At 68.4% G+C, this 14,084-nt stretch carries 12 protein-coding genes; all 12 read left to right on the forward strand.

Features of this window, described 5'->3' with window-relative positions:
* Nucleotides 1-405, forward strand: a 405-nt coding sequence (locus CSC76_RS12335) for a methyl-accepting chemotaxis protein (RefSeq protein WP_238394963.1), incomplete at its 5' end; no start/stop codon positions are given.
* A 231-nt stretch (nt 406-636) separates the two neighbouring features.
* Entirely contained in the window at nt 637-969 is a 333-nt protein-coding gene (locus CSC76_RS12340; protein WP_162110309.1) for a BufA1 family periplasmic bufferin-type metallophore, read from the forward strand.
* A gap of 13 nt (nt 970-982) precedes the next feature.
* Nucleotides 983-1,879 (forward strand): MNIO family bufferin maturase, encoded by an 897-nt coding sequence (gene bufB / locus CSC76_RS12345; RefSeq protein ID WP_238394964.1) that lies wholly within the window; start codon nt 983-985, stop codon nt 1,877-1,879.
* Complete coding sequence (locus tag CSC76_RS12350; RefSeq protein ID WP_162110310.1) at nt 1,876-2,673, forward strand: HvfC/BufC N-terminal domain-containing protein; 798 nt, start codon at nt 1,876-1,878, stop codon at nt 2,671-2,673. Before bufB ends, CSC76_RS12350 begins: the two co-directional genes overlap by 4 nt.
* A 76-nt stretch (nt 2,674-2,749) precedes the next feature.
* Nucleotides 2,750-3,211 carry a DoxX family protein gene (locus CSC76_RS12355; protein WP_202923527.1) on the forward strand — a complete coding sequence of 154 codons (462 nt, stop codon included), beginning with the start codon at nt 2,750-2,752 and terminating at the stop codon, nt 3,209-3,211.
* Nucleotides 3,212-3,236: 25 nt separating this feature from the next.
* Nucleotides 3,237-3,899, forward strand: coding sequence for an RNA polymerase sigma factor (locus CSC76_RS12360; RefSeq protein WP_162110312.1), 663 nt, complete (start codon nt 3,237-3,239; stop codon nt 3,897-3,899).
* Nucleotides 3,892-4,554, forward strand: a complete 663-nt coding sequence (locus tag CSC76_RS12365; RefSeq protein WP_162110313.1) for a DUF1109 domain-containing protein — start codon at nt 3,892-3,894, stop codon at nt 4,552-4,554. Before CSC76_RS12360 ends, CSC76_RS12365 begins: the two co-directional genes overlap by 8 nt.
* Nucleotides 4,555-4,650: 96 nt before the next feature.
* Nucleotides 4,651-5,430, forward strand: a complete 780-nt coding sequence (locus tag CSC76_RS12370; RefSeq protein ID WP_162110314.1) for a flagellar brake protein — start codon at nt 4,651-4,653, stop codon at nt 5,428-5,430.
* Nucleotides 5,431-5,601: 171 nt separating this feature from the next.
* Nucleotides 5,602-8,361, forward strand: a complete 2,760-nt coding sequence (locus CSC76_RS19275) for a methyl-accepting chemotaxis protein (protein WP_162110315.1) — start codon at nt 5,602-5,604, stop codon at nt 8,359-8,361.
* A gap of 166 nt (nt 8,362-8,527) precedes the next feature.
* A complete protein-coding gene (locus CSC76_RS12380) occupies nt 8,528-11,140 on the forward strand; it encodes an EAL domain-containing protein (protein ID WP_162110316.1) in 2,613 nt (870 codons plus the stop codon).
* A gap of 148 nt (nt 11,141-11,288) precedes the next feature.
* A complete protein-coding gene (locus CSC76_RS12385; RefSeq protein WP_162110317.1) occupies nt 11,289-11,693 on the forward strand; it encodes a hypothetical protein in 405 nt (134 codons plus the stop codon).
* Between the two features lie 95 nt (nt 11,694-11,788).
* Nucleotides 11,789-14,023: a methyl-accepting chemotaxis protein gene (locus CSC76_RS19280; protein WP_162110318.1), complete on the forward strand. Its 2,235-nt coding sequence runs from the start codon at nt 11,789-11,791 to the stop codon at nt 14,021-14,023.
* The last annotated feature ends 61 nt before the right edge of the window (nt 14,024-14,084 follow it).

Here is a 14,084-nt window from a genome sequence, read left to right on the forward strand (position 1 = left end):
GGCTCGGCGCTGGTGAACCAGGCCGGCGCGACGATGGGCGAGATCGTGGCCAGCGTGCAGCGCGTGACCGACATCATGGCCGAGATCAGTGCCGCCTCGCAGGAGCAGTCGGCCGGCATCGAGCAGGTCAACCAGACCATCGTGCAGATGGACGAGACCACCCAGCAGAACGCCGCACTGGTGGAGGAAGCCACCGCCGCCGCACGCAGCATGGAAGAACAGGCGCATGCGCTGGCCGAGTCCGTCGCCGTGTTCAATCTGCACGCGACGACGAGTGCTCCGGTCCGTCGCGTCATCGCCGAATCGGTGGTCCCCAAGGTGACCGTACCCAAGGCCATGGCTCGCCAGCCCGCCGCGCGCAAACCTGAGCCGGCCGTCGCCGAGGGTGACTGGCAGGAGTTCTGAACCCCGTCGTTGCGACACGCAGTTCACCCACGGCCCGGTCAAACCGGGCCGCATGCGTTCAGGGTGGGCGCGATGACACGCACCGCGACGATCCGCGGCGAGCCGGTCTGGGTGGCGCATCCGCACCCACGATCCGAGAGACGTAACCTTTTCCTCCCTCGCTACGAAGTCTTCCTGTGAGAGCGGCCGGCGCGGTGCCAGCCCCTCCATCCCACCTACAGGAGACGTCCCATGTCGATCAGCCGCTCGTCCGCCGTACCCGCCCTCGCCCTGGCCGCCGCCCTCGGATCGGTCCTGGCCGCAGGCTCCTCCCCCGCGGCGGCCGCCGAGAAGGGCGCCACCAAGGAGCGCTGCTTCGGCATTGCCATGGCGGGCAAGAACGACTGCGCTGCAGGTCCCGGAACCACCTGCGCCGGAACCTCCAAGAGCGACCACCAGGCCAATGCGTGGAAGTACGTGCCCGCCGGCACCTGCACCAAGACGGCCTCCAAGACCTCGCCCACCGGCTTCGGTCAGCTGACCGAGTTCGAGCCCAAGCCCACCAAGCCCGCCAAGGGCGGCTGATCGGCTCGCGACCGTGAACGTTCGCGGCCATGCCCCCGATGCCGGTTGCTCGACGGACGATGCCTGCCTGCCCGCGCAGGCAGGCATCGGGTTCAAGCCCGTGCACTTCACGGACCTGATGGGCGATCCGCGTCCACCTGCCTTCATCGAGGTGCATGCGGAAAACTACATGGGCGCAGGCGGCGCCCCGCACCACATGCTGTCGGTGCTGCGCGAGCGCCTGCCGCTCTCCCTGCACGGCGTCGGTCTGTCACTGGGCGGCGCAGGCCCGCTCGATCCCCTCCACCTCGCCCGCCTGGAGACGCTGGTCGCACGCTACCGTCCGGCGGCGTTCTCCGAGCACCTGGCGTGGTCGACCCACGACGGCCGCTTCTTCAACGACCTGCTGCCGCTTCGCTACGACCCGGCCAGCCTGGCACGCGTGTGCCGGCATGTTGACCAGGTGCAGGAACGGTTGGGGCTGCGCATGCTGCTGGAGAACCCCAGTACCTATCTCGCGTTCGCGCACGGCACGTACAGCGAACCCGAGTTCATCGCGGCCATCGTGCAGCGCACGGGCTGCGGCCTGTTGCTGGACGTGAACAACATCCATGTCTCTTGCCACAACCATCGCCACGACCCCGAGGCCTACCTGCAGGCGATGCCGCTGCATGCCGTGCACGAGATCCATCTGGCCGGCCACGCCCGGGATGAGGGAAGTGACGGGGACCCCCTGTTGATCGACGACCACGGCGCGCCGGTGGACGAGGCCGTCTGGGCGCTGTTCCAGTCGGTGCTGGCGCGGACCGGGCCCGTGCCGACGCTGATCGAATGGGATACCCACGTTCCGTCATACGACCTGCTGCGCGAACAGGCCACGCGAGCGCAGACCTCGATCGACGCCGCGGCGCGCGCGAAGGCCGCAGCGTGAGCACACACGACCGCGTCCAAAGCAGCCTCTCGGCCGCACTGCGGGCACCCGCCCTGCCGGTGGCCGGCGGAGACTTCGCGCATGGCGGCGGCGAGGCCGAGCGGCGGATTGCCATCCATCGCAACACCTTCATCGTGAGCTTGGTCGACGCGCTGGCAGACGCATTCCCGGTCAGCCAGGCACTCGTGGGCGAGTCCTTCTTCCGCGCGATGGCGCGTGAGCGTGTGCTGGCCGATCCCCCTCGTTCGCCGGTGCTCACCGATTACGCACGGGGCATGCCGGACTTCATCGCCGCATTCGCGCCGGCTGCCAGCGTTCCGTACCTGGCGGACGTCGCGCGGATCGAAGCCCTGCGGATCCAGGCCTACCACGCCGCCGATGCGGCCCCGCTTCCGCACGCGACCTACCACGCGCTGTTGGCGTCCCCGTCGCCGCTCCATCGCACGCGCGTGGCGCTGCATCCCGCGTGCGCGTGGTTCCGTTCGCCGCATGCCGCGTGCACGCTCTGGCAGGCGCACCAGGGCCTGACGCATCCGTCCGACGCGGCGCTGGAGGACGTGGATGCCACGCGCGCCGAGGACACACTGGTCGCACGGCCCGGACTGGACGTCGTGGTGCAGTGCCTGCCCGCCGGCGCGCTTGAACTGCTGGATGCCCTCCGCGATGGCCTCACGCTGGGACATGCGTTCCAGCGGGCGCGGTACGCGGTGCCCCTGTTGGACGACGGTGCGCTGTTCACCGTCCTGGTGGTGCACGGCCTCGTCGTGGCACTCGACCCTCTTCCGGAGACCTGATGTGAACAGTCGGACGACCCCTGTCCCTACGTCTTCCCACCCCTCTACGCCCCTGCCGATGCGGTACGCGAACCGCATGACCGCGTGTTTCGGACGCATCCCGCACGATCTGATCGCCGTGCTGGCCCGCGTATCCGTGGCCATGACCTTCTGGCAGTCGGGACAGACCAAGATCGAAGGACTGGTGGTCGATCCGCTCCGCGGTGCGCTCGAACTGGGCATTCCGCGCCTGTCGGACAACGCACTGGAACTCTTCCGCAGCGAATACGCGCTACCCCTGCTTGCACCCGAGGTCGCCGCCCGCATGGCCGCCGTCGCCGAACACGTGTTCCCCTTCCTGCTGCTGGTCGGCCTCGCCAGCCGGCTCTCGGCGCTGGCGCTGCTGGGCATGACCCTGGTCATCCAGGTGTTCGTCTACCCCGATGCCTTTCCGACCCACGGCATGTGGGCGGTGGCATTGCTGTATCTCATGGCACGTGGGCCCGGGACGGTGTCGCTGGACGCCCTGCTGGCGCGCGCCGGCACGCGGCGCCGGTGACTTGGCAGCCTTGCAGGGGCGTCGCATGATGGCCACCCTCCTTCCCTTCCCCGTGCCGGACACAGCCGCGGCCATGCCTCTGCAACGTGAGCACGTTCCCGATGGGATGTCCGGTGCGCCCGTGGACGATCAGGACGCGTGGGGTGTCTGGATGGCGCGCGCGCAGGCGGGCGACACCGCTGCCTACCATGCATTGCTCAGCGCCATCGTTCCCTACCTGCGCGCCATCGCCCGCCGCTATCTGGGCGCCCGCGAAGATGCCGAGGACGCGGTGCACGACATCCTGCTGATCGTGCACGGCGTCCGTCACACCTATGAGCCAGGGCGTCCCTTCAAGCCTTGGCTCGGTACCATCGCCACACGCCGCTGCATCGATGTGCTGCGCCGGCTCGCGCGGCGGATCGAACACGAAGTCCTCACCGACGAACCGCTCGACCGCGTGGACGATGCGACCGCGGGCCCGGAGGAGGCCGCCGCCCGTCGGCAGGCGGCGCGCGACGTGCGCGCGGCCGTGGCACAGCTTTCGCCCCGCCAGCAGCAGGCCATCGAACTGGTGCACTTGAAAGATATGTCGTTGAACGAAGCCTCGGTCGAGAGCCGCCAGAGCGTGAGCGCCCTGAAGGTCGCCTGCCACCGGGCGCTGAAATCGCTCCAGCATGCGCTGGGCAAAGGGGAAGACCGTGACTGAGACCCGACACCTGATCGATCAGCTGGCCGCGCGCGCCGAACCGGTGCGCCCGCTGACCTCGCCGCTGCGCAGGACGCTGGCCTGGTCGGCGCTGGCGACCGTCCTGATCGGCATGATCGTATGGGTCTACGGCGTGCGCGACGGCCTGGCCGCGGACCTGTCCAGACCGCCGGTACTGCTCGAGTGGATTGCCAGCCTCCTGACCGGATTGACGGCCGCCTACGCGGTGTTCCAGATCAGCGTGCCGGGACGCTCGCTGCGATGGATGTGGTTGCCGCTGCCCGCCCTGCTGCTGTGGCTCGGCGGCCTGGGCTGGGGCTGCCTGCACGACCTTGCACGACTAGGTTCAGACGCGTTCCTGGTGGAGCTGGTCAGTTCCGAGTGCACGGTGGCGATCACCATGACCAGCATCCCGCTGAGCCTGCTGATGCTGGTCATGGTGCGCCATGCTGGCGTTGTCCGCCCCGCACAGACCGCGATGCTGGTGGCCTTGAGCGCCGCAGCCCTGTCGGCCGCCGGCGTGAGCCTTTACCACGGCGGCGAAACCGCGCTGATGGTGCTGCTATGGCATGTGGGCGCCGTGGTCCTGCTGTCGCTGGCATGCCTGTCGCTCGGTCGTCCGCTGTTCGCCTGGATCGGCTACGCCAAACGCTGAAACAGACCGCCGGCGTGCCGTCGCTAAAGATCATGCGACGCACGCCGATACGGTCTGTGACGCCTTCCGCCGGGCCTGCTGCCCCTCGCCGACCGTATGACCGAGCCCACCGACTCCCCCCTGGCCGAGCCGATCCGGTACGAGGATGAGGAGAAGTACCTGGTGCGCAACGGACACGAGATCCGGCGCATCCTCCAGGCCCTCATCGAGCGGCGCGCCCTGGTGAGCGGCTGCGCCATGCCGCGCAACCACACCTTTCCGACCTCCATCGTCGAAGTCCTGGACGATGACGACGCGGTCCTGATCGACGGCAGCGCCAGCGAGACCATCAACCGCAGCATCGAGGACGCGACCCACGTCACCTGCGTGTCCCGGCTGGACCGCATCCACGTGCAGTTCCGCCTGCAAGGGTTGGTACGCCTGCACCACGAAGGACAGGTCGCCTTCCGCGCCGACCTGCCCGAGACCCTGCTGCGCCTGCAGCGACGCGAGTACTACCGGCTGCAGGTGCCGGTCACTCAACCGCTGGAATGCGCCATCCCCCAGCACCATCCCGATGGCGAGACCACCTACGAGCGCTACCGCGTGCTCGACATCAGCGGCGGCGGTATCGCCCTGGCGGTCCAGGCGGAGAATCCCACGCTGCGGCCTTACCGCGAGTTCCCGGACTGCCTGCTGTACCTGCCCGACGGCGGCCCCCTGAGCCTGCGCCTGATGGTGAAGAGCCTGCACAGCCAGCTCAACCAGAACGGAACGGAAAGCTGGCGCGCCGGCTGCCAGTTCACCGACCTGCCCCGCGGCGCCGACGCGCTGATCCAGCGTTACATCTTCCGGCTGGAACGCCAGCGCAGCGCCCGCGAGCGCGGCGCCGCGTGATGCACGTCGGTTTTCGTGTCGCAGCCCTTCATGTCACACGTTTCCGCACTCAACCTCGCCGCACGCCCGCCGATATCCCGCATGACTCCTGCAACACGGGCGTGACCGCCGCCAGCGGCCTCCCTTCCTGCAGGCGCTATCGCCGTATCGCTCAACCTGCACGAGGCCGCCATGTCATCCGCTCTTTCCCACTCCTCTTCCCGCAGCATCGCCACACGGGTGATGTACGGCGTCGCGCTCGTCGCGCTGCTGGCGTTCGGCGTTGCCGCCGCGGCCAGCTACCTGCGCAGCAGCCAGGCCCTGCTGACGGGCGCGCGCGCCACGATGGAAGGGCTGGCCAGCCTGGAGGCGCAGCGCATTTCGGGTGAACTCGGGCGCGCCTTCGACGGTAACGAGGCCCTGGCGCATGCGCTGCTGGCCCAGCGCGCCGGCGACGGCGTCAGCCGCGCGGCCGCCAGCGCCGTCATCAGGCGCCAGCTGGAGGCGCACCCCGAATGGGTCGGCGTGGGCACCCTGTGGGAACCCGACGCCTTCGACGGCCAGGACGCGGCGCATGTGGCGGCCGAGGGCCACGACGACACCGGCCGCTTCATGAGCTATTGGGCCTGGAGCGACGGCGCGCCGCTGCTGGAGGCCCTGCGCGATTACGAGGTGCCCGGTGCGGGCGATTGGTACCTGCGCCCGCGCGAGCTGAAGCGCGCGGTCGTCGCCGAGCCCTACGTCTACAAGATCGCCGGCAAGGACGTGCTGATGACGACGCTGTCCACGCCCATCCTGGACGGTGATGAATACGTCGGCGTGATGACCGTGGACTTCGCCCTGCAATCGCTGCAGGAACGCATCGCCAAGCTCACCCCGATGGAGGCCGGCTTCGTCCGCCTGCTGACCCCCGCCGGCGTGGTGATCGGCGACCACGACGCGACCCTGCTCGGCAAGCCGTTCGCCGATCCCGACGCAGCCGGCCTGCTGAAGCAGATCGCCGCGGACAAGCCCGTGTTCCGCGAGGTGGAGGACGCATCCGGCGAAGCGATGGTCGAAGCCTACGTGCCGCTGCAGATCGGCACGGCGGCGGAGCGTTTCGCCCTGGGCGTGGTGGTGCCGCGCGCGGTCCTGATGCGCGAAGCCCGTGCAGTGCTGTGGACCGTGGTCGCCGTGGGCGCATTGGGCGCGGCGCTGCTGTGCGGTGCGGTGTTCTGGCTGCTGCGTCGCCAGGTCAGCGTTCCGCTGGCAGGCGCGGCGCGCGTGGCCGACGACATCGCAGGCGGCAAGCTGGACAGCGAGATCGGCGTGGGCCGCGACGACGAGGTCGGCACGCTGATGAAGGCGCTGCGCAGCATGCAGGGCCACCTGCGCGAGCGCATCGAGCGCGACCAGGCCATCGCACGCGAGAGCCTGCGCATCCGCACCGCGCTGGAGGACGTGACCACGAACGTCATGATCGCCGACGCCGACCGCACCATCGTCTACGCCAACCAGCCCCTGATGAGGATGCTGGCCGACGCCGAACAGGACCTGCGGCGCGACCTGCCGGCCTTCGACGTGCGCACCATGGTGGGCAGCAGCATCGACGTCTTCCACAAGAAGCCTGAGCACCAGTCGCGCATCCTGTCGCAGTTGCAGGGCACGCACCGCGCCCAGATCCATGTCGGCGGCCGCGTCATGCAGCTGATCATCAACCCGGTGACCGACGGCGAAGGCCAGCGCATCGGCTATGTGGTGGAGTGGGCCGACCGAACCGCCGAGGTGATGGTCGAGCAGGAAGTCACCCGCATCGTCCAGGCCGCGGTACAGGGCGACCTGAGCGGACGCATCGCCGAAACCGGCAAGCAGGGCTTCCTGCTGGCGCTGTCGCAGCAGCTGAACGGCCTGCTGGCGACGATCGCGGGGAGCGTGGACGCCGTGTCGGGCGTACTGCAGTGCCTGTCCCGCGGTGACCTGACCGCGCGCATGGAAGGCGACTTCCACGGCGTGTTCGCCCGCATGCGCGACGACGCCAATGCGACGGTGGCCCAGCTGACCGATATCGTCGGCCGCATCCAGGACGCCTCCACCTCCATCAACACCGCCGCCGGCGAAATCGCGTCGGGCAACAGCGACCTGTCGCGCCGTACCGAGCAGCAGGCCGCCAACCTGGAAGAAACCGCCGCCTCCATGGAGGAACTGACCTCCACCGTGCGCCAGAACGCGGAAAGCGCGCGCCAGGCCAACCAGCTGGCCATCGGCGCCGCGGGTGTTGCCTCGCAGGGCGGTGAGGTCGTCGGCAAGGTCGTCACCACCATGACCGACATCGAACAGTCGTCCAAGAAGATCGCCGAGATCATCTCCGTCATCGACGGCATCGCCTTCCAGACCAACATCCTGGCGCTCAACGCCGCGGTGGAAGCCGCGCGCGCCGGCGAACAGGGCCGCGGCTTCGCGGTCGTGGCGTCGGAAGTTCGCACGCTGGCCCAGCGCAGCGCGAATGCGGCCAAGGAGATCAAGGACCTGATCGAAAACTCGGTGAGCAAGGTGGCCGACGGCTCGGCGCTGGTGAACCAGGCCGGCGCGACGATGGGCGAGATCGTGGCCAGCGTGCAGCGCGTGACCGACATCATGGCCGAGATCAGTGCCGCCTCGCAGGAGCAGTCGGCCGGCATCGAGCAGGTCAACCAGACCATCGTGCAGATGGACGAGACCACCCAGCAGAACGCCGCGCTGGTGGAGGAAGCCACCGCCGCCGCGCGCAGCATGGAAGAACAGGCGCACGCACTGGCCGAGTCCGTCGCCGTGTTCAAGCTGGAGGCCCGGGCCAAGACCGGCGGTCTCGTGCGATCGAAGGCGTCTGCGCTGCGGCCGGCGAAGGCACCGGCCGCACCGGCTGCCAGCGTCCGCAAACCAGCCGTGCGCAAGCCCGAGCCCGCCTTCACCGAAGGCGACTGGCAGGAATTCTGAGACGGTGGGCGCGACATCGCGCCCCTCCCGTGACCGTGTTCAAGTAATCCGGATCCTGGTCGATATGTGACCAGAAGCCCCATCACCCCTGGCATCCGATGACCGTCGCACTCCCCACCCACGACGACGCCTGCTGTCGGACGCCCCCGCACCGCAAGGACACTGCATGCTCGGACGCACGCTGACCTCGCTGGCGCCCGGACACGACGCACGGGCGACGACGGCGCCCTCGCAGGACAGTCTCTGGCAGGTGCTGGAGCAGTCTGTCGATGCCGCCTTCGTCGTCGATGCCCGGTATCGCGTGGTGCTGTTCAATCCGGCAGCAGAAGCCCTGTGGGGCTGTCGCCGCGAGGACGTGCATGGCCAGCCGTTCACGCGCCTGTTGGTCGCCCCCCAGGCCGCCTCCTCCCCTGAAGCGAACCTCGCAGCACTGACCGGCAGCCACCGCGATGCGATGTTGCGGCGCCCGGATGGCAGCGAGATCGCCTGTTCGGTATCGATGTCCAGGATGGAGGTTGGCGCACACGCCTTCCACACCGCTTTCGTCCGCGATACCAGCGAACAGCAGCGTCAGCTGGCACGCCTGCGCCAGCTGTCCATCGTGGTGGACAGCAGCGACAACGCTATCTTCATCAGCGCGATCGACCGCGAAGTCGTCTACGTCAACAGCGGTTTCACCCGCATGCTGGGCTACCGGCTGGAGGAACTGCGCGGCATCCGGCCCGCGCAACTGCTGTCCGGCCCTCACACCGACCCCTCGCTGGACGCAAGGATCAACCGCGCCATCTCAGCCGGCGAAGGCCTGCAGACCGAGGTACTGCTGTACACCAAGTCCGGCCGGCCACTCTGGCTGTCCGCCGCGATCAACCCCGTGCATGACGAGGATGGCGCGTTGCTGGGCCTGGTCAGCGTGCTGAGCGATATCACCCGCACAAAGATGCACCAGGTACTGCACAACAAGGTGCTGGACGCGCTGGTGCACGAGTGGGCCGTTACCGACGTGATGACCCTGATCTGCCGCGAGGTAGAGCACATCGCGCCGGAGCTGACCGTCTCCATCATCACCGTGGATAGCGAGGGCTTGATGCGTGCGCTCGCCTCGCCCAGCCTGCCCGAAGCCTGGGCGCGCAAGATCGACGGCATGTCCATCGGACCGCGCGCCGGCGTCTGCGGTGCCGCCGCCTGGCGTGGCCGCGCCGTGCTCGTCAAGGACATCGCCAGCGATCCGCTGTGCGCGAACACGCGCCACCTCACGACTCCGCTGGGCCTGCGCGCCTGCTGGACCCACCCCATCAAGTCAAGCAGCGGGCGCGTCCTCGGCACCCTGTCCTTCTATTACCGCGAGAACCGCGGGCCTGACGAACTTCATGAACGCTTGGCCGACACTTGCCTGCACCTGTGCTCGCTGACCCTGGAACGCGAGCAGACCAACGAACGCGTCCACCAGCTGGCTTTCTACGACACACTGACGGGGCTGCCCAATCGCATCATGTTCAGCGCGAAAGCCGAACAGGCCCTGGCCAACGTCGCGCAGGCGAACGGCACGGCCGCCGTGCTGTTCATCGACCTGGACCGCTTCAAGCGGGTGAACGACGCACAGGGCCATGCCGCCGGCGATGGCCTGCTGCGCGATGTCGCCGCGCGCCTGAGCGAGGAACTGGGCGGCGTCAACATCGTCGGCCGCCAGGCCGGCGACGAATTCGTGGCGGTGCTTCCGATGTGCAGCGCCGAGCAGGCAGGTAGCGTGGCCGAGCGCCTTCTCGGCGCGATCTCCAAGCCCACTACCGCGGGCCTGATGACCCTTCATCCCAGCGCCAGCATCGGCGTGGCGATGTTCCCCGACGACGGTCGCGACATCGACCTGCTGGTCCGCCACGCGGACATGGCCATGTATCGGGCCAAGAGCGACGGCGGCGGCAACTTCCGCTTCTTCAGCGTGGACATGAACCGCCTGGCGCAGGAGCGCGTCTCGCTGGAAACCGCCCTGCGCGATGCCCTGCGCCTGGATCAGCTGCAGCTGCAGTACCAGCCGCAGGTCGGGGGCGGGGACGAGCGGCAGCTGTACGGAGTGGAAGCGCTGTTGCGCTGGCACCACGCCGACCTGGGGGTGATCCCGCCCTCGCGCTTCGTGCCGGTGGCCGAGGAATGCGGCCTGATCGCCGAACTCAGCCTGTGGGTGCTGCGCCAGGCCTGCAAGCAGATGGCCGACTGGCGTCGCCGCGGTATCGACATCCCGCGCGTGTCGGTGAACATCTCCGCGATCAATTTCCGCGAACCGGCACTGTCGCTGCAGATCGCCGGCCTGCTCGACGAACACGGCCTGTCGCCGGACGACCTGACGCTGGAAATCACCGAGAGCGTGATGCTGGACCCGGATCCGGACGTGCTGGAGAACATCGAAGCCATCTACGTGCTGGGCGTGCGCCTGTCGTTGGACGACTTCGGCACCGGCTACTCCAGCCTCAGCCACCTGCATCGGCTTCCGATCAGCGAGCTGAAGCTGGACCAGAGCTTCGTGCGCGACATCGACACCAGCGCCATCGCGCGCACGCTGACCTCCTCGGTACTGCGCATCGGCGAGAGCCTGGGCATGAAAGTCGTCGCCGAAGGCGTGGAAACCGAGTCGCAGCACCGATTCCTGACCGAACAGCGCTTCCCCGTGCTGCAGGGCTACCTGTTCTCGCCGCCGCTACTGCCTGCCCCGCTCGAGCACTGGTTGGCCGAGCACCGCTATACCGCCGCGGTCGAGGCCGGCCCCGCGCCTGTGCACGTGGCCTGAAACGGCGCGCGGGGCGGCGAAGTGTGACCGACCGCCCATTCGGACGCATACACGCGACGGGGCGGCGACATCCCCTCAAGTTTTGTTAGGTGAAGCCGATTTCAGGCAGTGAGCCTTTACCCCTCCCTGCAAACCCGGAGCCACTGGAATGAAAATCGCATCCGCCCTGACCCTGTCCATCGCCGTCGTCGGCGCCGCCCTGCTGATGCCCGCCTCGCCGGCCAACAGCCAGTCGCAGGTCGACAACGCGATCCCGGCGGACATGGCCACCCGCTTCACCGGCAAGGCCGGCACCGTCTGCGGCAAGGTGGGCAAGGCCCGTTTCGCCGAGAACGCCGAGGGCACGCCGACCTTCCTGTACATGGGCGGCAGCTTCCCGCGCCACACCTTCACCGCACGCATTCCGGGCGATGCCCGCGCCAAGTTCAAGCCGGCGCCGGAAGAGCTGGAAGGCAAGGATGTGTGCGTGATCGGCACCATCCAGCGCGACAGCTCGCGCGCCGAAATCGTGGTGAATTCGCCCTCCAACCTGAAGCTGGCCACGATCCGCTGAGGCGCTCCACCGGCAGGGCGCACAGGCGCCCTGCCAGGCCCCGGACACACCCGAGAGCGGCGCGGCGCGCGCCCCGGTAAAGGAAGAACACTCCCATGCAGCGGATCAAGAACTTCAAACTGACGACGAAGATGATGCTGGCCTTCGGCGTCGTGCTGGCCCTGATGCTGGTCCAGGGCATCGCCGCCTTCGTCGGCCTGAACTCGCTCAACGACTCGACGATGCAGGTCACGGGCAACGTGCTGCCATCGGTGAAGGCGGCCGGCGAACTGCGCAGCATGATCACCGAGCTTCGCAGCACCTCCTACCGGCAGCACGTCCGGGCGAGCGACAGCGTCAAGGCCGAGGCGAAGAACCTGGCAGCGGACTCGGAGAAGCGCATCGACCAGGCGATCAAGGACTACCAGAGCCTGATCGTCGATGCGGAAGAGCGCAAGGCCTACGACACGCTCGTCAAGGAATGGAAAGCTACCAAGCAGTCTTATGCCGACGTGCAGGAGATGCTGGACCTCGGCCTGCCCGACGACGCCGTTGACGCCTTCATCGGCACCACCCGGGACCAGCACCGCAAGGCGACCGACGCGGTCACCGCGCTGATCACCGTGGTGGACCGCCAGGCCAACGCAGCCAGTAGCGGTGCACGCAGCACGTTCAAGGCGTCCAGCACGCTGATGGTGATCATGCTGCTGGCCGGCATCGTCGGCGGCCTAGCGCTCGCCTGGTTCTTCGCCCGTGCCATCGCCAATGCCGTCGGCGAAGCCGTGCGTGTGGCCAACGACGTGTCCGCGGGCAAGCTGGACGGCAAGATCGACACCAGCCGCCAGGACGAAGTGGGCCAGCTGCTCACCGCGATGCAGCGCATGCAGACCCAGGTGCAGTCGGTCATCGCCGCGCAGAGCGAGATGGCCGCGCGCCACGACGAAGGCCAGATCAGCTACCGCATGGACGACAGCGCGTTCCCCGGCGAGTACGGCCGCATGGTGCGTGACACCAATGCCCTGGTCGCCTCGCACCTGCAGGCCATCGGTGATGCACTGAAGATCATGCAGCGCTACTCGGTCGGCGACCTGAGCCTGGACATGCCCAAGCTGCCGGGCGAGAAGGCCAACCTGACCGAGACGATGGACGCCACCAAGGCCAACCTGTCGGCCATCAACGGCGAGATCAAGCGCCTGGCGATGGCGGCCTCGTCGGGCGACTTCAGCCAGCGCGGCGATGTGGACAAGTACCAGTACGATTTCCGCGACATGATCGACGGTCTGAACCAGTTGATGGAAACGACCGACGGCAATCTGGCAGAAGTCTCGGAACTGCTGCAGGCCATCGCCCGCGGCGACCTGACCGCGCGCATGGAAGGCGACTTCCACGGCGTGTTCGCCCGCATGCGCGACGACGCCAATGCGACGGTGGCCCAGCTGACCGACATCGTCGGCCGCATCCAGGACGCCTCCACCTCCATCAACACCGCCGCCGGCGAGATCGCGTCCGGCAACAGCGACCTGTCGCGCCGTACCGAGCAGCAGGCCGCCAACCTGGAAGAGACCGCCGCGTCCATGGAGGAACTGACCTCCACCGTACGGCAGAACGCCGAATCGGCCCGCCAGGCCAACCAGCTGGCTCAAGGCGCTGCGGGCGTCGCTTCGCAGGGCGGTGAGGTCGTCGGCAAGGTCGTCACGACGATGCGCGACATCGAGCAGTCGTCCAAGAAGATCGCCGACATCATCTCGGTCATCGACGGCATCGCCTTCCAGACCAACATCCTGGCGCTCAACGCCGCGGTGGAAGCCGCGCGTGCCGGCGAACAGGGCCGCGGCTTCGCGGTGGTGGCGTCTGAGGTGCGTACCCTCGCCCAGCGCTCGGCCAACGCGGCCAAGGAGATCAAGGGCCTGATCGAGACCTCCGTCGACAAGGTCGCCGATGGCTCCAAGCTCGTGAACCAGGCGGGCGCCACGATGGGCGAGATCGTCGCCAGCGTGCAGCGCGTGACCGACATCATGGCCGAGATCAGTGCCGCCTCGCAGGAGCAATCGGCCGGCATCGAGCAGGTCAACCAGACCATCACCCAGATGGACGAGACCACCCAGCAGAACGCCGCGCTGGTGGAAGAAGCCTCGGCCGCCGCACGTTCCATGGAGGAGCAGGCCCAGGTCCTCAGCGAATCGGTCTCGGTGTTCAAGCTGCATGCGCACGCCGCGCCCGTGGCGGCCGCCAGGCAGCCCGCCCGTCCCGCCCCCGCCGCCTCTGTTCCGGCGAAGCCGGCGGCACGCCCCGCCGCCCCGGCCGCCCTGGAGCCCGCGCTGGCCGAAGGCGACGACTGGCAGGAGTTCTGAGGCACGCCGTTTGCATTGCCTGACCTGTCACCGGTGTTCCGTCTCGTCGACGGGGCGCCGG

Origin of the sequence: Pseudoxanthomonas mexicana, from assembly GCF_010093385.1 — a bacterium.
Classification (GTDB): Bacteria; Pseudomonadota; Gammaproteobacteria; order Xanthomonadales; family Xanthomonadaceae; genus Pseudoxanthomonas_A; species Pseudoxanthomonas_A mexicana.

What these genes read in the sequence shown, in the direction of transcription:
- CSC76_RS19280 (WP_162110318.1), top strand. Translation starts at nt 11,789, where the DNA reads ATGCAGCGGATCAAGAACTTCAAACTGACGACGAAGATGATGCTGGCC.
- CSC76_RS12360 (WP_162110312.1), top strand. Translation starts at nt 3,237, where the DNA reads ATGATGGCCACCCTCCTTCCCTTCCCCGTGCCGGACACAGCCGCGGCC.
- CSC76_RS12340 (WP_162110309.1), top strand. Translation starts at nt 637, where the DNA reads ATGTCGATCAGCCGCTCGTCCGCCGTACCCGCCCTCGCCCTGGCCGCC.
- CSC76_RS12355 (WP_202923527.1), top strand. Translation starts at nt 2,750, where the DNA reads ATGACCGCGTGTTTCGGACGCATCCCGCACGATCTGATCGCCGTGCTG.
- CSC76_RS12385 (WP_162110317.1), top strand. Translation starts at nt 11,289, where the DNA reads ATGAAAATCGCATCCGCCCTGACCCTGTCCATCGCCGTCGTCGGCGCC.
- CSC76_RS12380 (WP_162110316.1), top strand. Translation starts at nt 8,528, where the DNA reads ATGCTCGGACGCACGCTGACCTCGCTGGCGCCCGGACACGACGCACGG.
- CSC76_RS19275 (WP_162110315.1), top strand. Translation starts at nt 5,602, where the DNA reads ATGTCATCCGCTCTTTCCCACTCCTCTTCCCGCAGCATCGCCACACGG.
- CSC76_RS12370 (WP_162110314.1), top strand. Translation starts at nt 4,651, where the DNA reads ATGACCGAGCCCACCGACTCCCCCCTGGCCGAGCCGATCCGGTACGAG.